Origin of the sequence: Pseudobutyrivibrio ruminis DSM 9787, assembly GCF_900218035.1 — a bacterium.
Taxonomy (GTDB): domain Bacteria; phylum Bacillota; class Clostridia; order Lachnospirales; family Lachnospiraceae; genus Pseudobutyrivibrio; species Pseudobutyrivibrio ruminis.
In genome coordinates this window covers 150,646-169,291 of the sequence record NZ_OBMR01000003.1, presented here as the reverse complement: position 1 = coordinate 169,291, position 18,646 = coordinate 150,646, and the positions used below count along the sequence as shown (strand labels likewise).

The window sequence follows — 18,646 nt, the reverse complement described above, 5'->3', positions numbered from 1 at the left end:
TTCCGCTGTCCTCATAACAAAGCCTTTCACATATGTATTATTATTTTCTATTTGTTCCTTATCCTTTTAACATTATGATTCATTAAATGCCTTCCAATGTGCTTGTACCCAAATGCCTTAAGTGGTGACATCTCCTGATGATGCTCTACAAGCAGATTGTCGGGGCAATCATATACGCCAAAATCTTGATTAATTCCTTCACTTTGAATGTAAGTATTATTCTTATTGAAATCTAAAACAGGATTATGAAAATCCTTAACTGCTACACCATATCCGCAGAATGCGCCTGTACAATCTGCAAACCTTTTCTGAAGATTATTTACATAAGACTTATCAAGTATAAATGCTTCCAACTCATACCACTGATCTTCAAAGTACACTTCTACCCAACTATGAAAAACATTTTGTGGCGCATTTTTATAAACAAATCCTGTCATTGCTCCTTTTTGCAATTCTTTATTGATAGTAAATCCATGAACTCGACAAGGAATACCACAGGCACGAAGCAACGCCATAAACAACGTTCCTTTTGTGTTGCATTGACCATAACCATCGCTAAGAACTTTTGATGCTGGGATATTGTCGTCAACATTGTATCCAAAAAGTATTTCATCCCTTACATAATCGTAGATAGACTTTAAGCATTCATACGTATCTAATTCTTTCCATCCTCTATTTTTGATCAGATTTTGAATACTCTCATCTGAATAATTTATCATTCGCGTTTCCTTCAAGTATCTTTCCATGATGTCTTCACCCTCTCAAACAAACGGATGCCAGTTAATTCGAATATAATTGTCCAACCCAAACCTACACTTCTACATCTTCTAGTATAAAATTCCTCCAGCCCACAATTAGATGTTCCATTGCAGGTTTCATATATTTTAGAGCTTCACTCTCATCTTCGAAATGTGTCAAAGCATGAACAAACGACATTACTGACAAGTGTGATAGCCAATGAACCATATAGTAATTTACACTCTTCCCTTGAACTGATTTAGCATATGTTTCCGCCAAATCACCAAGTCGTGATTCTACTTGAGATATTAGATCCTCTACCACATTTTCAAATTTTGATCCGGCAGATTTTGACATCAGAAGTACCACTGCATCATAGTCCTGATATAACGTGTGAACCAACTCTTCAACAAAAGAATCATGGTCTCCAATCTCATGCATATGAGCAGCAAAGCCCTCAGATGACATTTCCTTCATATGATTGCTAATCGTATGCATAACGTTTTGATACACATTCTCTACTAAACCGGTAAGCAATCCTTCTTTATCTCCAAAGAAACAATAAACTGCGCCAGTAGTTACTCCAGCTTTGCTGCATATTTTTCGAAGCGAAGCATTCTGGAAACCCTTTTCCATGAATTCTTCTTTTGCGCTATTTAAAAGTTTTTCTTTGGTTCCATTATCTGTTTTCATATGTCACACCATCGTTTTTCTTTTTTTGATAACACTGTTACGTAACACTGTTATCTTACTCCCATTAAATTATACTGTCAATGCAGGAACAAAAAAAGAAGAGCTTTTACTGCTCTCCTTTTAGTAAATTAATATTAATCTATATTCTTGCCAAAAGATCCTTTAAATTCAGTAATCCCGCTTCTCCCCAAATTATCAAAGCTTGAGGGATAATAACTAGAAGAATGCCGCCTATCAAAAACTGCCATCCAGAGGTAGCAGAACCTGTGCTGCTAATAAATTCATACAAGCCACAGATTACGCCTAGCGTTCCAAGGATTTCAAATAAAGTGCATGCAAGGCTACCTATAAATGCCATCGCAAGCATCACAAGTGTAAGTACTGCCTGTACCGGCAATAATACTACTCTAAGAATAAATCTTACAACTGTTCCAATACCATATAATACTGTCATCATAGGTTCCCCCTTTCCTTCTCCATCTGTACTTTATAAGCAATTAATCGGAGCACATATTCCGGAGCCTGGGTATTTCCAAGCTCCCAGTCCTGTAAAGTTCTATAAGGAATTCCAAGGTATTCAGCAAACTCCTTCTTATTCATTCCCGTCTGGCTTCTGATATAAGCAAAGGCGCTTGCATACATTCTTTTTTTCTGCTCAGCATCGGCTTTTTTCTTATCAGTTTGTTCAACTAATAATCCATTTGCGATACCATCAAGTTTCAAATCTAAATCTGCCATAACGCACCTCCTATGTACGGTCTCCGTATATCTTTCTGTTTTTATTATATATACGGTCTCCGTATATGTCAATATAAAAAATACCCGCAAAGCAGGTGTAATCTGCAATGCGGGCATTCCGAGCCTTATTCTATTTTAAAGTAGTCCTTCAACCTTACGCTTTATTACCCAATATACATCTTCTACTTCTCGATCAGATAGTTTTTTGAGTAATTTAAGGAAAGAACTATACTTAGCAGTTAATCTCTGCTCATCACCGGCTTCTGTAAACTCTACAAAAAGTAATTCTCTTACATCAACCTGATTATCTCATACTTCGAGATTTCAAAAGTTCCAAAAAAACAACTGGTCTCGCTTACTGACGTGACTCGGCGATAGCTGCCTGTAGTGGTGTGCTATCCTACGACACTTTTTGCAACGTTCACATTATTGCTCAGAAAGAGCATCATAAACAATTTTATATAAATACTCTTTTTTGCTAAAATCACTTCCATCAGAAAAGAATGCATTGTATGCAACAAGAGCAGTTCTAACATAGCCAGCATTTTCTTCAAAAAGCTTTCGATTAATCATTATTCCTTGTGCTTCAATAAATTGACAGCAAAAAGTTATTGTAGTTCGAGTATTTCCTTCTCTAAATGGATGAATTTTCCACAATGCCGCTAAAGAATCGCAGAATTGATTTGCTAATTCTTCATGATTAAATGCATCCCATTCTTTTTCTCTCATGTCTTTCAATACATGATGAATATCAGAAACAATATCAAACGGATCAGAATACTCTACAGATTGTCCACCTAAAACATCTTCCTCTTTATAAATCGAAATAGTTCGAGGCGAACCCGCCCAATCAAATATATCTTGAAAGATAACCTGATGCATCTTAAGAAAATGTTCCGTGTGATAATCTCCCGGCAATGGATTAATTGCTACATCTTTTAATCGATATACAACATAATCAGCCTCAGCTTCATCCAGCAATTCTTGAGATTTTATACCAAGAATATTTTTTAGTACAGGAACGTCCTCATAAAGATAAGGATCACGCATTTGTGGACTCCTTCATCTTATATTTCTTATCTAAAAAACGCTTTGCATCCTCCATTGTTACTTCACCACGTTTTTCTTTTTCTATATATTCTTTAAAATCTTTAGTTGGCTCTAGACCGTCTACTTTAATCATACCTATTGCATAATTCCATGCGTCAGCATTAGTCATAATATCCGCCTCCTTTTCTATTATATTTTAACATATATCGGCATATATTTCGATTTATATCCGCGCAGTCTTTTCAATTAGTGTAGAAATACATTTTTACAGGCGAAAACTATTAAACCCGACGCAAATGCAACGTAAATTTTTACGCCGCATTTTCAAAACTTTAAATATATTTATTTTTTTGAAAGTAACAAATGGCAGTTATCTTTCGATAACTGCCATTTGTAATGTTCATTATTCAATTAAGAGCTCGACAAAATACCGATTTGTCGGTCTACATTGTATTCCGGTTAATACGAATATCACTTTCCTGCAAGTTTTAAGAATTTCTTATCGTTCATTTGCTCGTTTGTAACATACTCCCCATCATGGAATAACGCATAATTCGTAATCGGTGTCGGTGCATTCTGTGCTTCTTCTTTGCTTTTAAGATGTATTGCCTTGAATGCAATACCATTTTCTTTTGCCGTCTGCTCCAAAACCGGGACATATTTTGCATTGAACGGGCACTGATTCGTATAGTACAGAACATATCCCTTCTCTTCTATATGCGGATGTTTTGCACATTCCTTAAACACTGGAGCTTTTGCATTTTTATCAAACGGCATATACCAAAGTTGAATACCATTATCAGCTTCATCGCTCACGACAAATCCTTTGTACTTCAGAAACTTCGGATCAGCCAGAAACGGTTTCTTCTTTGAAGCGCAAAGAATACAAAGCCCTTTTTTCCCCTTTTCCTTACTATCCTCGATGCAGGCAGTAAGTAGATCAGTAGAATATCCATGTCCTTTGAAACCCCCGGACACCCAAAGACAGTCAATGTACATATATCCATCTGCCGCTATCGGAATCCATGCGTTTTCCGCCGGGATATATTCGATAAAGCACTTTCCGCGCTCTACGCTCTTTAGGAAAACAAGTCCTTCATCAAACCTCTCCAAGAGCCATGCCTTCTTAGAAGAAACCTGAGCATCCTTATTATTTGATATCGCGCAGCAAATATGCTCCTCTTCGAGGTTATCTTTTGTTACATAAACATATTCCATGACCGCTCCTTTCAATAATATGCCAAGGAACACTTAAGCTCCTTGGCATAGATAGTATTTACTCAACAGGGAAACAAGCTTCCGTTACATACTCATCAGGATTCTGTGTTTGTGCAGGACTCACATGATAGATATTAAACATAGGTCCATTCATTTTATATCCATTAGCTTTGATCCATGACGCCACAGTTGCATATGCCTCACCCATCTGGTCGTAGCTGCCTTTAATGATACAACTTGCAACCTTTATTGCAGGAAGATTTTTAAACTTTACATGTTCCGTATCGTTATAAGAACCATTCACAGTCATCCACGCAATGATCTCGACATTTTCTTCCTTGTACTCGGGATCGAGGAACTCTGCCGCCGCAAGGCACGGATCAGCCGGCACAAGATTCTTGCATTCGCTCATCATTGTATTCCAAAGCATTCCTTCATCTTCATAGTGAGGAACCACCATCTGAACCGTGGCAGCATATCTCTCTGGTATTGTTTTTACAGTTACATCAAAACTCATATTCTGCTCCTTCCTCAGCCTCTTTCTGGCTGTTTCCAGAAGCATCAGTTTGTACTCCGTTTCTTTGGAAAGCTTTGAGAGCTCCTTCTGCCTCTCTGACAGGAAGGCATCCATCTTTTCTTTATCATCATAGCTGTCAAGGATCTTGATAATATCTGCAAGGGCAAAACCCATATCCTTGAGTGATGTGATTCTTCCGATGGTAAAAAGCTGTTCCTCTCGATAATAGCGGTACCCAGTAAAATTATCGATTTCAGCCGGTTTCAAAAGTCCGATATCATCATAGTGACGTAACATCCTGATGCTTACTCTGGATAGTTTTGAAAATTCGCCTATTTTAAGCATTTGTTCCTACCTCCATGGATGTTTTTCTCTTGAGCTCACTACAACGATAATCCCTCACATAATGTGAGAGTCAATATACATTTTTTAAGTTTTCATAAAACGTAAAACTGAAAGATATTCTCGTTAAGTATTCTCAAAGAACTCTATTGTTCGTTTACATACATCAACCATAGTTTCATCTGATGGCAGATGTTTACTATCTATTTCAACCATCGCGACAGGTCCTGCAAAGATTTTCCCTGCCTTGTTAAATACTCTGCCTGACGGAAAAAAGATATCCTTTTCCGATGCGATTATCAGAAGAGGAGCTTTAAACGATATCATTTCCCTCTTCTTATATTCCCTGGGAGGTCTCATCTCCATCTTGTATGAGGACATCATAATGTCGAAGAATTCTCTCCATATCGAATCCCCTTTTCCACCCATAGACTCAATCACTGCATCAAGTGTTTTCCCGGAAGGACTAAAATAGTATTTCATAAACGGAACGACCATCTTGCCCAGCATAGGCAGTATCGAGCCATGTGCAATTCCTGACGGAACCAGAAGCAATGCACTTCTTACATTCTCCGGATACATCCTGGCAAATGAAAGAAACATAGCGGAACTGTAGGAAGATACAACAAAGGATATCCGATCTTCTTTGTAATGATCCAGTACTTCCTTGATCCATAGTCCGTACTCATCCTTCTTGCTGCTTATATTTCTGTATGGATCACTTTTCCCCGGCATACCAATCACATCCGGTGCAATGATACAGTATTCTTGAAGCAACGGAAGAAACAGTTTCAGATTCAACGTTGTGATCCCGTTTCCGCCATGTATTGTACATATCCTTGGCTTTTCAGGATCACCAACGAGAAGGCAATGGGTTTTGCCAAATGATGTATCAAAATAATCTTCCGAATATGGTACATCAAGAGCTGCAAGGGTCTTATCGTAGAACTCATGCATCTTCTTCCTGCCGTCTTCATTTTTATAAACGAACTTTCCGTTCTTTATATTGCCCATAATACGTTATCCTAAAATATAATTCTATCTACAATTATTTACCGTTAAAAGAATTGAACCATGCTCTCTCTTCAAAGCTCTTTTTAGGCGGATTCATAGGCTCACCCTCAGCAGTTCCAACAGGAAGAATGCATACTAGTTCATAGTCCTCAGGAACGTTCAATATTCTTGCAATCTTGTCACCAATCCTGTCCTCGTCAGTGACATGGCCTTCAAACCAGCAGCTCTGATAGCCCAGATCAACAATTGCTAAAAGCATGTTCTCGATAGCAGCAGAATAATCTTGAACAGAATAACACCTGTCTCTGTAGGCAATGATTCTCTTTGTCAGAACACAAATTAGAGCTGGAGTAGTCTCAGCAACAGGAGGATCAATTACTCCCATAACCTTTTTAAGAACCTCAGGATCATCAACGCAGATAAGACTCGTTGTCTGCTTGTTGCAACCTGATGGAGCCATAAGCCCTGCTTCCAAGATGGTAACCAGGTCCTCTCTAGGCACTTTTGCTCCAGTGTATTTTCCACGATAACTATGTCTGTTTTTGATTGCATCTATAGTATTCATAACATCTCCTTACAAATCATTAGTTATCTTTCTATCGCCATAAAATCCCATTAAAATCAATATCAATGCACTTCCAGCAAGAATTCCATCCATAATGCCGGCTGGCAATAAAAACATCATCAGCGTAATGGTTATTATGCAGATGATTACCGACAGCACTAACCCCCACATTCTATTTTTAAGTAGTCCTATAGCACCAATCAGTCTAATCACACCGTAGATTGCCCCCATAACAATCATCATATAAATGTTATCTTGGAAATATTGAAGCTTGAATTCAAAAAACTTTCCAATATCAAACTTATCATTTCCTAGTAACAACGCAGGTATCATACATAGCACACCAGCCAGCTCCATGAATCCGCCATGAATAATCATGATAATTGCTGCTATCTTATATTTTTTCATAGTTTTTCCTCGCCCCATAAACTCCGATTTGTTAATTTTCCTGCCTTTAATTATACAGAATCCTTAGTCTTCACGAAATACCAAATCGATATTCCTACTATTTAAGCAGTCCTGTTGCAATATTTTTATCAATGATACAGTTATATTTGTATTCTTTCAGAAAAAAACTGTATCCGTCTCAAAAAATCTCTCCTAGTGTGTATTATTTCCACAAAATAGCTATACAGAATATTAATCATGAGTAGCAACACTCTGTCATATCGTCATAATGCTTTCAAAACTATTTCAACTAGGCATTTCCATACAGTTAAAAATTGTATTTATTAAATAATAACTGTACGTCTTCAATCCGGCTTTCAAGTAATGCCACACAACATCTTCTCAAGCAGTGCTAGAAACAGTTTTTTAGCAGTAATGCATCCCGTATATCGATAATGCGTATTCAGGATGCATACTGCCAAATACTTTTTCATCCCAAATCTCAAAATATTGACTATGGGATGCATAAACTTAAGCAATCGTCTCTATACATATGCATCCCCAAAAAGCAAAAAACACCTATGGGATGAAAATCACTAAAATCAACTCTAATCATATGCATCCCAACAACACATAATTCTCCTCTGGGATGCATCATACAAAATTACAACTTAGATGCATGCATCCTAAAACAACAAGTCCAACATTTGGGATGCATTTTATAGAGTTTAACTATAATTTGACCGGAATTATCCCCAAAAGTCCCCTCCAACAAACAGCCCACAATAACAAAAAAGGCCCAGCCCCGACAAAAAGCCAAGGGGCTGAGCCCAATTATTTCATTTTATGCAACGCAGTGTAGTAATCTCAGATTACTTGTTAGCGATAGCTGCCTGTGCCGCTTAAACTGGGATACACCATTTTATTAGCCTTAAACATTTTCTTCTTCCAGTCTGTTGTATCTACCTTAAATATTGCGTTTCCAACCTGTGGATTCAGATACCAAATAAATTCTCCCTTATCATAAATGATTCGCTCTACGAATCCATCAATTATTCTATCAGGAATCTTGGCTCTAAGATCAAAAGCTTCCATATTAATAAATGCAGTAAGGCTCTTAATTCTCTCCTGCTTAAGAATATCATTTTCCGATTCGAGCACCTCCTGCTGGCATTCTTCATTAGATTTCTCAAGATTTGATATCTGCTTTTCTAACTTTTCTTTCTTCCTTTGATACATTTCTCTGGAAATATCCCCCAAAGTGCACATATCTACAAGTACTGATATCTGACTCTTTAGCTTATCAATTTGTTTAATGTTATTCTCAACCTTTTCCTTAACGTTTGTTCCATTTGATTTTACATCAAGTAAATCTTCAGCCATAGATATCGCATCATCATAAATCGCTTGTCTATTAGATACCAATTTCTTAAATAGAAAATCCGCTTGAACGACAAGTTTCCATTCCATAAATGTATCATTGTCGCAAATGCCCTCTATATCAAGTCCCTTTTTCTTTCTAAAACGAGGAGTACCAGTATGAAGCTGATCATAACATTGAAATACAAAGGAAGGATCCCCAGTCTTGGACATATGTGCCATTCTTCTATTTAAAGCGTGTCCACATTTACATTTGCATTTTCTTCCCCAGACATTCTTGCAAGGAGACTGGCCGTTCATCTTTATATTTCCTTTGGCATCCTTCTTTTCAAATGAATTCAAAGATCTCATTCGCTGAGCTTCATCGTACATCTCTGGAGTAATAATAGGCTCATGATTTCCCTCAACATAAACCTTTTCAACCGCACCATCATTACGTATCTTTTTCTGAGTAAGGTAATCTGGCACGTATTCCTTACGATACTCAATTCTTCCACAATAAAATGAATTCTTAAGGATTCTACTAATATTACTAGAAGACCATCTAGTAAGGCCTGTTGCCGTTTTCCGACCTTCCTGCTCCATGATATCTTGGATACGTCGCAAACCATTGCCTTCCAGATATAATTCATATATTCTCTTAACTGTTTTCGCCTGCTCCTTATTCACAACAAAATGATTTTTATCAACGCGGTCATATCCAAGAATATTTCCAGTACCATAAATAACTCCATTTTTAAATGAAATCATCTGGCCGGCTTTTACTCTCTGAGATATCTTCTTGCTTTCATTCTGAGCAAGTGTAGCCATAATCGATAATCTCAGTTCACCATCTTCGTCATTCAGTGTCCAGATATTATCTTCTGTAAACCACACTTCGACTCCGTAAGACTTAAGTATTCTAGTCTGCTGAAGAGTATCTACCGTATTTCTAGCAAATCGTGATACCTCTCTGGTAATAATAAGATCGAACTTTCCATCTTTTGCATCCTGCATCATTCGAAGGAATCCCTCTCTCTTATGAATAGAAGTTCCGGTTATTCCTTCATCAATATATCGTTCAACAAGTGTAAGCTCAGGATGACGTGACAGAAGCTCATCATAATACTGCACCTGATTTTCAAGTGCTGATATCTGCGCCTCGTGTTCTGTAGAAACACGAGCGTAAATTGCTGCTCTACGTATCATCTGTTTCCACCTCATTTTCTATTTTCATCTAGATGTTGATAGCATGATATAATCAAGCTGTTATTCTCACAAGGATGTCAATATCTCGTTTCTTAGCAATATATTTCAATTCATCTTCTGTTATCTTTCCTTCGTCACAAAGCTTTTCCATAATACTGAAAGCAGCAAGCTTAATGGCTAACTTTTCTGCTTCCGGTGGAAACTTGACTTCCTGCATTCCTTCCATTTTTTTCTACCTCCCTTAATCTCCAACTGAATACAAAGCGTCTCGTCAATTACGTTTTTCATAAAACTCTCTGGCAAACTCCCTATATATCGCATCAACTTTTCGCGGCCAATGGTTGTAATTTGCTCCGCCATTGATGCTGATTTTTCGTCAAGTCCTCCAATGTTTTCTAATATGGTATGTGTTGGGAATTCTTTGCTCTTATGAATCTTGGTGGTAATTGGAATAACAGTTACTGTAGGTGAATACTTATTGCCTTTATTATTTTGAACAACCAGTACTGGTCGTTCTCCTCTTTGAACTGAACCAATAGACTCACCTAAATCCGCAAGGAAGATGTCTCCTCGTTTAATTTCCATCATTACCACCTCCATTCTTGACAAATTCCTATGTAAAAAGGAAGGCTTCCTCTGCCAGTACACAAAAGAAGCTCTTCCTAAAAAAACAGTTATCAAATCTCTTACTTGTCCACGACACCCCAGAGATACGGGAAATCACTAAGCGGCTGCAGCACAGCTCCATAGGTTCATCCTCAAGACGGTTCTCGTCTAGCCGCTCCCATTGCGTGTTCAGGTCATGCCCTACTGGCTGTGGCTAAGCGGAAGTATCATTATACCCGTGGCCGTCTTCGCCAATGCCGGTGCTACCGACTTTCCAGTGAGGCTATCTCGCGCAAGGCGTACCTATGAGGCTCGAATCCACGGAAACGTACTTAGTGAATGTGTATTCAGATGTCAAGGATCAAGTGAGAGAAAAAAATATCCTCTCACTTAACCCCACTGAACTACCCCTAATCTATAAGGTGTCTAAAGAAACTTTTTTAAAAACTTACCAATTAAGCATATATTTTAATCTCTTAAGCCCGGCTTGGATTGAATCATGCACCGCTGGTTGTGACACACCTTCAATTCGTGCAATCTCATTCTCGCTATAGCCATAGTAAAAGAACAAACGAAACCTTCTCTGCTGCTTTTCCGAAAGCTGTTTCAATGCTGTACGTACAATGTGTGCGTCCAATGCATCCTCCTGATCCAAACCACTACATATCTCGTGCATAAACTGAGCTCCTACATAACCTTCGATATCTTCATAAAAAGCAAAGGCGGACTGATGCCTCAGTTCTTCCATCTCCAGCCTTTTATCCAGCTGTTCAAATTCGTCAAACACTTTTCCCTGCTCCGGTGTAATCAAAATAAAAGGTTTGAAGATATTCAACTCACCTTCTGCAACTTTTTCCAGTTCCTCTAGAGAAAGGTTTGTTGCAACCGCCCACTTCACACCACCTTTAATTCCTGGATAATGATGCACCAAGCTAACAAGCTTGTACTGCCCCTGCCCTCTATTCAATTTTTTTGCAATTCGATCTAAACTCATATCTGACCTCCGATTCTTGAAAATTGATAAGTTTCAAAAACCGGCAGTCAGGGATATCTGCCTACATATGCTTCCCACTCATGCACTGATATTCACCATCAGAGCAACAGAAAGAAGCACAAAAAAAGAAGGCAAAGCAAAACAGAGTACAATAATGTACTTCCTTCTGTTTTGCTCCGCCTTTCAACGAATCCTTGTCGTTCAAGCTGATAACAAACTCTTGCTGCCTGCCGCAAGCTTTCCTGGATCTATGCCGGATTCCTTATCTCTGCAGACAGCTCAGTTATTCAGTTGTAATAGTTCACTTACTCCTAAGCTTTAAACTTTCTACATTAATCAGTATTTGTAAATGCTTAGCTTCAGCTTGTACAATGGCCCCACAAGGGCACTTAATACTAATATCCTCAAAACTCTTCCCCGTAAATAGCTTGTTACCACATACCGGGCAACAAAGCCAAACTTTGATGTCCTTCACTGTTTCCACGCCATAAACAACCTCCTCATTAACCATTTTCCCCAACGGGTAATTACCTCGTCGAAAAATAGCATAACATGAAAACCTAGTGTGCAGCCCATCAACACGTTATCAATCGATTCTCAACAAACCATCTTGTAACCATCAAACATCCATCAAATGAAAAAAGGCTGCTGTCTCACATCTACATGCAAAACAGCAGCCTATAGCTCACTTGCTTCCATTATTTGATTCCTTTTCACTTTCCTCGCATTCCCTGCGATATGCATATCGGTACATGCTTATTCCAAAGCATTTGATGGCTTCGCGCTTCTTGCGCTCAATTGATGCAGATGAAAGACTCTCAGTTCTCGACATCTCATCATTGGACATAGGATTATCATTCAGGTAATAGTTCTCTATAATCCGCTTATACAGCTGCCCCTCATCAACAGTAGCTGCAATTTCTTCTAAAACCTGTTCAATCAACGGTCGCATCCACGGGCAGTCTCGAAGTTCTTGAAAAAGCCTGTCCTGAAGATCCAAGGAATCATCCACCGGCAAACGAATCGCTTCCAGAAAATCTCGTCTCATAGTATCCTTTTGTTTCTTCAAATCCACTTCTGTAAGATTTGGATGGAACATATCCGAAATCTTTAATCCACTTCGAAAGTGCTCCAAAAGAACCCTTGTCAATTCTAGCACTAACGCCGGTTCGAATTCTTCTCGCACACACCAATTGTCTATGCGCTGCTCGTTTTTTGACATAACCTTGCCTCCCTCCAACAATGTCCTTTTCTTAAATAACAAAAGCGAGAAGGCTGGAATTGCTTCCAATCTTCTCGCTTAATAAACAACTATAAGATTTCAATTCCGCCGCGAACTCTGCTATTTAATTCCCAACAAGACCTTCAGCGTATGCTCGGAGTCTTCCTTTTTGTTCAAGATTTGCTTTTCTAGATAAAGCAACAAGCTCCAACTCATACTCAGAGAAATAATCTCCGTTTTGTGGTTTCTTATTAGTATCAAAAAATTCGCTCAGCGATACACCTAACGCTATGCATACCAGTTGAATGGTTCTAAATGTTGGATCACTGCCATTAGATCTCATCTTGCTTATTGTTCCTGACGACAGCTTCACCTTTTTATGAATATCACTATCTGACATGCATCTTTCGTTCAAGAGTTCATCTAATCTAGCAATAAAGTCCTTGCCCGTCATTAAAGTGTCCATGGTGAAAACACCTCCTATTCTCCCGCGAAAGTGCTACACCATTATTGTAAGAAAACCTCTTACCACGGTGGGAAGAATATTTCTTACCGTAGTAAGATTTAGCTATCTACCACCACTCATTATCGTTATCAAACATCTGTCGTCGATTCTCTTCTTCCTCTTCCTGTCTACGACGTTCCTCCTCTTCTTCACGACGATACTCACTGTCATCCCAATTATAAGTATACTCGCCACGGGTCCAGCTGAAACCATCACGATCAATATCTTCATATTCACCAGAATCGTAATTAAAAGCCCACTTTGACATAGCTACTCCTCCTTATAATTCTCTAACACGTAATTCAACATATCCAATGCAGCTTCCTTCTTTGCTTGCTTCTTGGACGAAGACTCAGCTGACATTGTCACATCAAACCCATCTACATGACAGGTAACATACCAGATAGGATTTCCGTCATCGTCATGTCCTTCCCGATATCCATACTCAGGCATCTCAATGTAATCACGTCTAGCTAGAATCTCCAACTGATTAATCGCCATATCTATTGTAGGCTCATCAATCTCATCTCGGATGGTAAATAACATATTATTCTTCTCAAGATATTCATATGCTAATTTGCACGCATTTCTTCGCGCCTCATTTTTAGAATACCCAAAGCCAGCAAAAGCAGGTACATCATCTGCTATCTTAACGAAACAAGTTCGCGTTGTGCCTGAAAGATACTGCTGTTCTTTGCTACCAAGCACATTGCAGCTCTGATAAATAGTATTCTCACGACGCATATACCATGTGCTTCTTTCTCCATGCTCCTCATACTGAAACCAAGGTTCATTTCCATAAGACTCGTCCCACTCATATATTAGGCGAACATAATCAATTTCTGCATCAGTTGCGAGAATAGAATCCGGATTAAGCATAACCTCTACAACTTCCTGAATCTTTTCAAAATCCCAATTACTATCAATTGCTACTGCACCAATAATAGCTTCAAACAAATCTTCCTTAACAGATTTATCCTGTTCTCTATTATTCAGCACATCGCCTTTTCCCATTATTAGATAGTCGGCAATGCTTAATTCATCAATTCGTCTTGCCAAGGTGTCTTTCTGAACCAATCTTTGCTTTAGAATAGTTAATTCACCTTCATTCAAACTGGATGAAAACTCATAATCATACTTTTCACCAGGCCACATCATTTTATTAAGATCATCTTTAGTAGGAGCATTGCCATATTTGCGCACCAAATATCTTACTACAGCAATGTCTAACGCTTTATCCCCAATAAACTCTAATACTTCATTGTTTTCTCCTCCATTCTCTTCAGTAAAAGAACGTCGAGTAAATGCCTGCTTCAAAAGTGCTTCATTACTAAATTTGTAGTTACCAATCTGCTGTGGCACCAGCTTGTCAAATAAGTCTTTCTTTTCCATAAAATAAAAAATCCTTTCTGCAATTTTCTTGCTGAAAGGGGCATAATAGCCTAACACAAAACAGACTACTCGTGAGATAGTAATCGTCTGCATTAGACATGGATCTTAAATTTTCTTCTCTATTTTCATGTATTTACTCATGTACACTTGCATATGCAGGAATAAATCTCGTACAAATAGAACGCAAAATTTAAAAAGCATCACGCCCCGATATTTAGTTACACAACAAGTATAACCAACACTTTATCATTTTACAATAGACACCCCTTGTTTTTATCAAGGGGTGTAATAACATTACATTCTCGATTGGATTATTATGGAATTATTGAGTTTTATTCCCTTAGTGGAGCACCTACATTATCTCTAAATGATCCCGTCAAAATCTTAAATATATCTACTATCCAGCCAATCATAAACAGTCCAGCAGTAAATAAATACAAGAATCCTTTTCCCCACTTACCTACATAGAATTGATGCGCACCTGCCCATCCAAGAAAAATGCATAACAATAATGCTGTGTTCTTATTTTTATCTGATGTGTTAGTTACATAGTTGCTCATTTCATTTATCCTCCAATTATTTCATCAATATCTCATACAGATAATCATCCAAATATTTCCTAAAGATTCCTTCAGCATCCACGCTTCCAAATCCACCATAGAACTCTTCTGCCACTCCACCGGCGATAGCACCAAAGGTATCGCTATCGCACTCCAAACTGAACACATTCCTAATAAATGATTCATAATCCGTGCTCTCATAGAAGCATCTCATAGCTGCTGGAACAGAACCTTGGCAACTTTCATTCCATTTATAGCGTGAGCGGATTTCATCCAAGCTATAAGCAATGCTATATTCATACTCTTCCTTTGGGTACTGACTCAAAACATAATCATAGATTTCCTGTTTACTCTTATCATGTTTTGCCATCCAAATGCATGTTGCAGTTACAACAGAACCTTTGATTCCCTCTGGATGATTATGCGACACTGCCGCTGTAACCTTAGCCATACGTTGCATTTCATCATAGTTATCATAGTATTCACCTACATATGCAACGCGCATCGCTGAGCCATTGCCCCAACTATTGTAAGGTTCATGTTTTTTCCCGTTAATCCACCAATAAAACTTAGCACCATATCCACAAAATGGATATCTTTTACCAACCGCTATCATGGTTTCCACCAAGTCGGTGCTTTCATCGAGAGCCTTCTTAATCGCAAGCGCCATTACTGAATCATCTGTAAACTTAGCTTTCCCGTCTGCAATAAGAGGAATATTCTTCCAGTCCAAATTCTTAGGTCTATTAAACTCGTATTGTGACCCTAAGATATCACCTAAAACTGCGCCTTTTATTGCCATTATGCTCGTCCCCTTTTCTGCTTGCCACGACGTTCATAATCTTCATTAATATCATCATCCCAGGCACTTTTATCTAATTCTTCACTCACGTGCATACAATCCGCCATCATTACTGAACATACAGCCTTGGATACCCCGGCATAAACATTTGCAGTTCCGACTTCATCGCAAACATAATTAACCGCTCTGTCTTTGCGGATGCCATACTTCTGTGCCTCAGCATATGCATCGATATTGGCGCCGATAAAAATGAATTCCCAGCCATACTTCTTCTGCTGACGCTTTACCATCTTTTCAATCTTGTCTCGTGAATACTTGCAGCTAGCATTTTCCATACCATCTGTAGTAATAACAACAATCGTCTTATCTGGTCTGTCCTCTTCCCTGGCATACTTATGAACGTTACCAATGTGCTTGATAGCACCACCAACAGCATCTAAAAGTGCTGTGCAACCTCTCACGTAATACTGCTTATCTGTCATCGTCTCAATTTTATCAATCGGAACTCTGTCATGAATCACTTCACACACATCGTCAAAAAGTACTGTAGAAACTAGCGCCTTTTCACCGGTCTTTTTCTGTTTTTCCATCATCGAATTAAACCCGCCAATGGTATCAGCTTCAAGACCACCCATAGAACCAGATCTATCTAGAATATAAATGATTTCTGTTAAACCTTTACTCATATGCTTACCTCCTGTTATCATTCATGCCTCTCTGCAGCGAGGCGTTGTTTGTTTTGATGATTTAATAATACTCAGAAGGCAAAGAAAAAAGGTCAACCCGAAGGCGACCTTACAAATTATCCATTTGAAAGTGGATCCAATCCATAATCAAACAGCACAATATCAATTTTTAATACGTTATAATCCTCATGCTCGATGAAGTATTCCACTACAGCATCAGTTTGAGATATCGGAGATAAGGCATATCCAGCAATACGTAAAAAGTCTACCGTCTCATCTAAGTTCAAGCGCAGTCCAACAGCTAATGCAAGCATCTTGCCCTTTGAAGGTTTTACCTGTCCCTTTAAAAGCTTTGAGAAATACTGCTTTGAAATATTCGCAGCCGCATAGACTTCGGAATTCTTCAAACCTTTTTTGTTGATAATTTTCTGAAGATGTTTTTCAAACGAATCCGTATAGATTTCCTTTAAGACATCATCTAAAGATTCCTCTTTCTCAGCAGGAGTTTCCATTGGCGCCGATAGCACCATATCGTCTTCAAAGTCTTCCTCTATTTCGGCTTCGTCATCTTCAGGTTTAAACGCAGATGATACCCGCATGCAATCCATCATGCGATTTGCATGAATCACAGTTCTGCTAAAACTATCAGACTTGTATTCATCTGCTAAAGCTTTTTCCACATAGTTGTCATCTATATAGCTTGAGACTTCGTCTACAATCTCACCGGAAATACGAACAGACTCATCTCCAAAGACAACAAGTGTAATTTCCATATCATGTTCTTCAAGAAATGAAGTGAAAGAATCAACCGCAATTTGAATTCCTAATTCTTTTGGAAATCCATACGTTCCTGTAGCAAGGACAGGGAATGCGATAGACTTACACTTATTCTTATAAGCAAGATCAAGCGCTTTGTCATAGCATGTACGAAGAACAGAAGCTTCTCCTTTAGTACCATCGGTCCACCAAGGACCACTAACATGGATAATATACTTTGCATCTAAATCAAATGCCGGAGTAATACCAACTTCACCGGGTAATAATAGCCCAACCTTCTTACGTTCCGCTAACAGCCTTTCCTTACCAGCAGCCTTATATATAGCAGAATCCACACCACTACCAACCGCAACATTTGGATTTGCGGTATTAACAATGGCATCTGCTTTTACTTTTGTAATATCATTTCTGATTATTTGAAATGGCATAGTCACTCTTCCTTTGTAGCCTTATAAATCATCTGCTTAATTATATCCGAGGTTTCCTGGCATTCCTTCATCAAAGCAATTAGTTTTTCGTAATTACTCTTATGCTGTTCCCAAAGCTCAAAACCAACGATTTCTTCGACGTTAATTAACCGCGGTTTATACTTCTTTTCATACAGATGTAAACGTTCTATTCTTTGTTCTAAATCATTAATCCCGCGAGTTTTCGGTGATAATCGAGCATCACTGTTTATCCATTCCTCCCAATCTCGATTGCCCTTGCTTTGATTGCACTTGCCACAAGCCGGAACCAAATTATGAATTTCAGAAATATAACCAGTATGCTTTTTATTCTTGATAAGCGGATGAAAGTGATCCCACTCTGTATAACTGTCACCACAATAGGCACAACAAATGGTCTCCCTTGTCATTCCAAGAGTTTTTAAAGCTTCATTAATTTCTTCATCTGATGGCTCTATAACCGGAATGATTCCGTTTATAAATGCATTTGTAATACTTGACGTTCGCCCAACAATCTTGACTGGTGTAGGCATTCTAAATACATTTTTCATTGTAATATTCCTGCAATCCTCTACTCTTCCTTAAAATTCTTATTATCCTTATCGAAATAAACCCAATCCCCTTCATTGATATCCTTTTCATAGAGTTCCTGATCTGCCACTTCATAGTCTATTTCCTGACCTGACTCATCACGAAGAATTAAGTGGTCCATGGCGATATATCCTTCCGGGCGTTCTTCGCAGCCGTAATCAGGCTCCATGATTTTCTTTACGATGTACCTCAAAATAAATGCTCTCCGTTAAACAATTTCAGCTCATTAATTCAA

The 18,646-nt window shown here is 38.4% G+C and carries 26 protein-coding genes; all 26 read right to left on the bottom strand.

What is annotated here, in order from left to right; translation table 11 throughout:
- Positions 1 to 47: 47 nt before the first annotated feature.
- The 26 genes from CRN97_RS02710 to CRN97_RS02590 all read right to left on the bottom strand — a co-directional run bounded on the left by CRN97_RS02710 (position 48) and on the right by CRN97_RS02590 (position 18,604).
- Complete coding sequence (locus tag CRN97_RS02710; RefSeq protein ID WP_097075782.1) at positions 48 to 746, bottom strand: transglutaminase-like domain-containing protein; 699 nt, start codon at positions 744 to 746, stop codon at positions 48 to 50.
- Between the two features lie 64 nt (positions 747 to 810).
- Positions 811 to 1,431, bottom strand: coding sequence for a TetR/AcrR family transcriptional regulator (locus CRN97_RS02705; protein ID WP_097075781.1), 621 nt, complete (start codon positions 1,429 to 1,431; stop codon positions 811 to 813).
- Positions 1,432 to 1,570: 139 nt separating this feature from the next.
- Entirely contained in the window at positions 1,571 to 1,888 is a 318-nt protein-coding gene (locus tag CRN97_RS02700; protein ID WP_097075780.1) for a hypothetical protein, read from the bottom strand.
- Complete coding sequence (locus CRN97_RS02695; RefSeq protein WP_330400062.1) at positions 1,885 to 2,169, bottom strand: helix-turn-helix domain-containing protein; 285 nt, start codon at positions 2,167 to 2,169, stop codon at positions 1,885 to 1,887. Before CRN97_RS02695 ends, CRN97_RS02700 begins: the two co-directional genes overlap by 4 nt.
- Positions 2,170 to 2,595: 426 nt before the next feature.
- Entirely contained in the window at positions 2,596 to 3,219 is a 624-nt protein-coding gene (locus CRN97_RS02690; protein ID WP_026504805.1) for a Fic/DOC family protein, read from the bottom strand.
- Positions 3,212 to 3,388, bottom strand: a complete 177-nt coding sequence (locus tag CRN97_RS02685) for a hypothetical protein (RefSeq protein WP_176757607.1) — start codon at positions 3,386 to 3,388, stop codon at positions 3,212 to 3,214. The genes CRN97_RS02690 and CRN97_RS02685 overlap by 8 nt, the downstream gene beginning before the upstream one ends.
- A 302-nt stretch (positions 3,389 to 3,690) precedes the next feature.
- A complete protein-coding gene (locus tag CRN97_RS02680; RefSeq protein WP_097075779.1) occupies positions 3,691 to 4,437 on the bottom strand; it encodes an N-acetyltransferase in 747 nt (248 codons plus the stop codon).
- Positions 4,438 to 4,495: 58 nt separating this feature from the next.
- Positions 4,496 to 5,299 carry a MerR family transcriptional regulator gene (locus tag CRN97_RS02675; RefSeq protein WP_097075778.1) on the bottom strand — a complete coding sequence of 268 codons (804 nt, stop codon included), beginning with the start codon at positions 5,297 to 5,299 and terminating at the stop codon, positions 4,496 to 4,498.
- Positions 5,300 to 5,422: 123 nt separating this feature from the next.
- On the bottom strand, positions 5,423 to 6,310 hold the full coding sequence (locus CRN97_RS02670) for an alpha/beta fold hydrolase (protein WP_097075777.1): 888 nt from the start codon (positions 6,308 to 6,310) through the stop codon (positions 5,423 to 5,425).
- Positions 6,311 to 6,344: 34 nt separating this feature from the next.
- Positions 6,345 to 6,875: a nitroreductase family protein gene (locus tag CRN97_RS02665; RefSeq protein WP_097075776.1), complete on the bottom strand. Its 531-nt coding sequence runs from the start codon at positions 6,873 to 6,875 to the stop codon at positions 6,345 to 6,347.
- 9 nt (positions 6,876 to 6,884) lie between these two features.
- On the bottom strand, positions 6,885 to 7,283 hold the full coding sequence (locus tag CRN97_RS02660; protein ID WP_097075775.1) for a DUF2127 domain-containing protein: 399 nt from the start codon (positions 7,281 to 7,283) through the stop codon (positions 6,885 to 6,887).
- Between the two features lie 858 nt (positions 7,284 to 8,141).
- Positions 8,142 to 9,830, bottom strand: coding sequence for a recombinase family protein (locus tag CRN97_RS02655; RefSeq protein ID WP_097075774.1), 1,689 nt, complete (start codon positions 9,828 to 9,830; stop codon positions 8,142 to 8,144).
- Positions 9,831 to 9,882: 52 nt separating this feature from the next.
- Complete coding sequence (locus CRN97_RS14100) at positions 9,883 to 10,056, bottom strand: hypothetical protein (protein WP_179670658.1); 174 nt, start codon at positions 10,054 to 10,056, stop codon at positions 9,883 to 9,885.
- Positions 10,008 to 10,418, bottom strand: a complete 411-nt coding sequence (locus CRN97_RS02650; RefSeq protein ID WP_242961990.1) for a type II toxin-antitoxin system PemK/MazF family toxin — start codon at positions 10,416 to 10,418, stop codon at positions 10,008 to 10,010. Before CRN97_RS02650 ends, CRN97_RS14100 begins: the two co-directional genes overlap by 49 nt.
- A gap of 466 nt (positions 10,419 to 10,884) precedes the next feature.
- Positions 10,885 to 11,430 (bottom strand): sigma-70 family RNA polymerase sigma factor, encoded by a 546-nt coding sequence (locus CRN97_RS02645; RefSeq protein ID WP_097075772.1) that lies wholly within the window; start codon positions 11,428 to 11,430, stop codon positions 10,885 to 10,887.
- A 301-nt stretch (positions 11,431 to 11,731) separates the two neighbouring features.
- Entirely contained in the window at positions 11,732 to 11,941 is a 210-nt protein-coding gene (locus CRN97_RS14095) for a hypothetical protein (RefSeq protein WP_179670657.1), read from the bottom strand.
- Between the two features lie 174 nt (positions 11,942 to 12,115).
- Positions 12,116 to 12,652: a hypothetical protein gene (locus CRN97_RS02635; protein WP_097075770.1), complete on the bottom strand. Its 537-nt coding sequence runs from the start codon at positions 12,650 to 12,652 to the stop codon at positions 12,116 to 12,118.
- A 124-nt stretch (positions 12,653 to 12,776) separates the two neighbouring features.
- A complete protein-coding gene (locus CRN97_RS02630) occupies positions 12,777 to 13,118 on the bottom strand; it encodes a helix-turn-helix domain-containing protein (RefSeq protein ID WP_097075769.1) in 342 nt (113 codons plus the stop codon).
- A gap of 106 nt (positions 13,119 to 13,224) precedes the next feature.
- Positions 13,225 to 13,425 (bottom strand): hypothetical protein, encoded by a 201-nt coding sequence (locus CRN97_RS02625; RefSeq protein WP_097075768.1) that lies wholly within the window; start codon positions 13,423 to 13,425, stop codon positions 13,225 to 13,227.
- A gap of 2 nt (positions 13,426 to 13,427) precedes the next feature.
- Positions 13,428 to 14,549 (bottom strand): ribonuclease III domain-containing protein, encoded by a 1,122-nt coding sequence (locus CRN97_RS02620; RefSeq protein WP_179670656.1) that lies wholly within the window; start codon positions 14,547 to 14,549, stop codon positions 13,428 to 13,430.
- 332 nt (positions 14,550 to 14,881) lie between these two features.
- Positions 14,882 to 15,109 (bottom strand): TM2 domain-containing protein, encoded by a 228-nt coding sequence (locus tag CRN97_RS02615; RefSeq protein ID WP_097075766.1) that lies wholly within the window; start codon positions 15,107 to 15,109, stop codon positions 14,882 to 14,884.
- Positions 15,110 to 15,125: 16 nt separating this feature from the next.
- Positions 15,126 to 15,911 (bottom strand): ADP-ribosylglycohydrolase family protein, encoded by a 786-nt coding sequence (locus CRN97_RS02610; RefSeq protein WP_097075765.1) that lies wholly within the window; start codon positions 15,909 to 15,911, stop codon positions 15,126 to 15,128.
- Positions 15,911 to 16,597, bottom strand: a complete 687-nt coding sequence (locus CRN97_RS02605; RefSeq protein ID WP_097075764.1) for a vWA domain-containing protein — start codon at positions 16,595 to 16,597, stop codon at positions 15,911 to 15,913. The genes CRN97_RS02610 and CRN97_RS02605 overlap by 1 nt, the downstream gene beginning before the upstream one ends.
- A 116-nt stretch (positions 16,598 to 16,713) precedes the next feature.
- A complete protein-coding gene (locus CRN97_RS02600) occupies positions 16,714 to 17,802 on the bottom strand; it encodes a macro domain-containing protein (protein WP_097075763.1) in 1,089 nt (362 codons plus the stop codon).
- 2 nt (positions 17,803 to 17,804) lie between these two features.
- Positions 17,805 to 18,371: an HNH endonuclease gene (locus CRN97_RS02595; protein ID WP_207653194.1), complete on the bottom strand. Its 567-nt coding sequence runs from the start codon at positions 18,369 to 18,371 to the stop codon at positions 17,805 to 17,807.
- Positions 18,372 to 18,391: 20 nt separating this feature from the next.
- A complete protein-coding gene (locus tag CRN97_RS02590) occupies positions 18,392 to 18,604 on the bottom strand; it encodes a hypothetical protein (RefSeq protein ID WP_097075761.1) in 213 nt (70 codons plus the stop codon).
- Positions 18,605 to 18,646: the final 42 nt, after the last annotated feature.

Bases quoted from the DNA above. Each gene is read 5' to 3' on its own strand.
- CRN97_RS02690 (WP_026504805.1), bottom strand. From the start codon at position 3,219: ATGCGTGATCCTTATCTTTATGAGGACGTTCCTGTACTAAAAAATATT.
- CRN97_RS02705 (WP_097075781.1), bottom strand. From the start codon at position 1,431: ATGAAAACAGATAATGGAACCAAAGAAAAACTTTTAAATAGCGCAAAA.
- CRN97_RS14095 (WP_179670657.1), bottom strand. From the start codon at position 11,941: ATGGTTAATGAGGAGGTTGTTTATGGCGTGGAAACAGTGAAGGACATC.
- CRN97_RS02650 (WP_242961990.1), bottom strand. From the start codon at position 10,418: ATGATGGAAATTAAACGAGGAGACATCTTCCTTGCGGATTTAGGTGAG.
- CRN97_RS14100 (WP_179670658.1), bottom strand. From the start codon at position 10,056: ATGGAAGGAATGCAGGAAGTCAAGTTTCCACCGGAAGCAGAAAAGTTA.
- CRN97_RS02595 (WP_207653194.1), bottom strand. From the start codon at position 18,371: ATGAAAAATGTATTTAGAATGCCTACACCAGTCAAGATTGTTGGGCGA.
- CRN97_RS02680 (WP_097075779.1), bottom strand. From the start codon at position 4,437: ATGGAATATGTTTATGTAACAAAAGATAACCTCGAAGAGGAGCATATT.
- CRN97_RS02665 (WP_097075776.1), bottom strand. From the start codon at position 6,875: ATGAATACTATAGATGCAATCAAAAACAGACATAGTTATCGTGGAAAA.
- CRN97_RS02605 (WP_097075764.1), bottom strand. From the start codon at position 16,597: ATGAGTAAAGGTTTAACAGAAATCATTTATATTCTAGATAGATCTGGT.
- CRN97_RS02700 (WP_097075780.1), bottom strand. From the start codon at position 1,888: ATGATGACAGTATTATATGGTATTGGAACAGTTGTAAGATTTATTCTT.
- CRN97_RS02645 (WP_097075772.1), bottom strand. From the start codon at position 11,430: ATGAGTTTAGATCGAATTGCAAAAAAATTGAATAGAGGGCAGGGGCAG.
- CRN97_RS02675 (WP_097075778.1), bottom strand. From the start codon at position 5,299: ATGCTTAAAATAGGCGAATTTTCAAAACTATCCAGAGTAAGCATCAGG.
- CRN97_RS02620 (WP_179670656.1), bottom strand. From the start codon at position 14,549: ATGGAAAAGAAAGACTTATTTGACAAGCTGGTGCCACAGCAGATTGGT.
- CRN97_RS02685 (WP_176757607.1), bottom strand. From the start codon at position 3,388: ATGACTAATGCTGACGCATGGAATTATGCAATAGGTATGATTAAAGTA.
- CRN97_RS02670 (WP_097075777.1), bottom strand. From the start codon at position 6,310: ATGGGCAATATAAAGAACGGAAAGTTCGTTTATAAAAATGAAGACGGC.
- CRN97_RS02600 (WP_097075763.1), bottom strand. From the start codon at position 17,802: ATGCCATTTCAAATAATCAGAAATGATATTACAAAAGTAAAAGCAGAT.
- CRN97_RS02625 (WP_097075768.1), bottom strand. From the start codon at position 13,425: ATGTCAAAGTGGGCTTTTAATTACGATTCTGGTGAATATGAAGATATT.
- CRN97_RS02610 (WP_097075765.1), bottom strand. From the start codon at position 15,911: ATGGCAATAAAAGGCGCAGTTTTAGGTGATATCTTAGGGTCACAATAC.
- CRN97_RS02630 (WP_097075769.1), bottom strand. From the start codon at position 13,118: ATGGACACTTTAATGACGGGCAAGGACTTTATTGCTAGATTAGATGAA.
- CRN97_RS02710 (WP_097075782.1), bottom strand. From the start codon at position 746: ATGGAAAGATACTTGAAGGAAACGCGAATGATAAATTATTCAGATGAG.
- CRN97_RS02635 (WP_097075770.1), bottom strand. From the start codon at position 12,652: ATGTCAAAAAACGAGCAGCGCATAGACAATTGGTGTGTGCGAGAAGAA.
- CRN97_RS02660 (WP_097075775.1), bottom strand. From the start codon at position 7,283: ATGAAAAAATATAAGATAGCAGCAATTATCATGATTATTCATGGCGGA.
- CRN97_RS02655 (WP_097075774.1), bottom strand. From the start codon at position 9,830: ATGATACGTAGAGCAGCAATTTACGCTCGTGTTTCTACAGAACACGAG.
- CRN97_RS02615 (WP_097075766.1), bottom strand. From the start codon at position 15,109: ATGAGCAACTATGTAACTAACACATCAGATAAAAATAAGAACACAGCA.
- CRN97_RS02695 (WP_330400062.1), bottom strand. From the start codon at position 2,169: ATGGCAGATTTAGATTTGAAACTTGATGGTATCGCAAATGGATTATTA.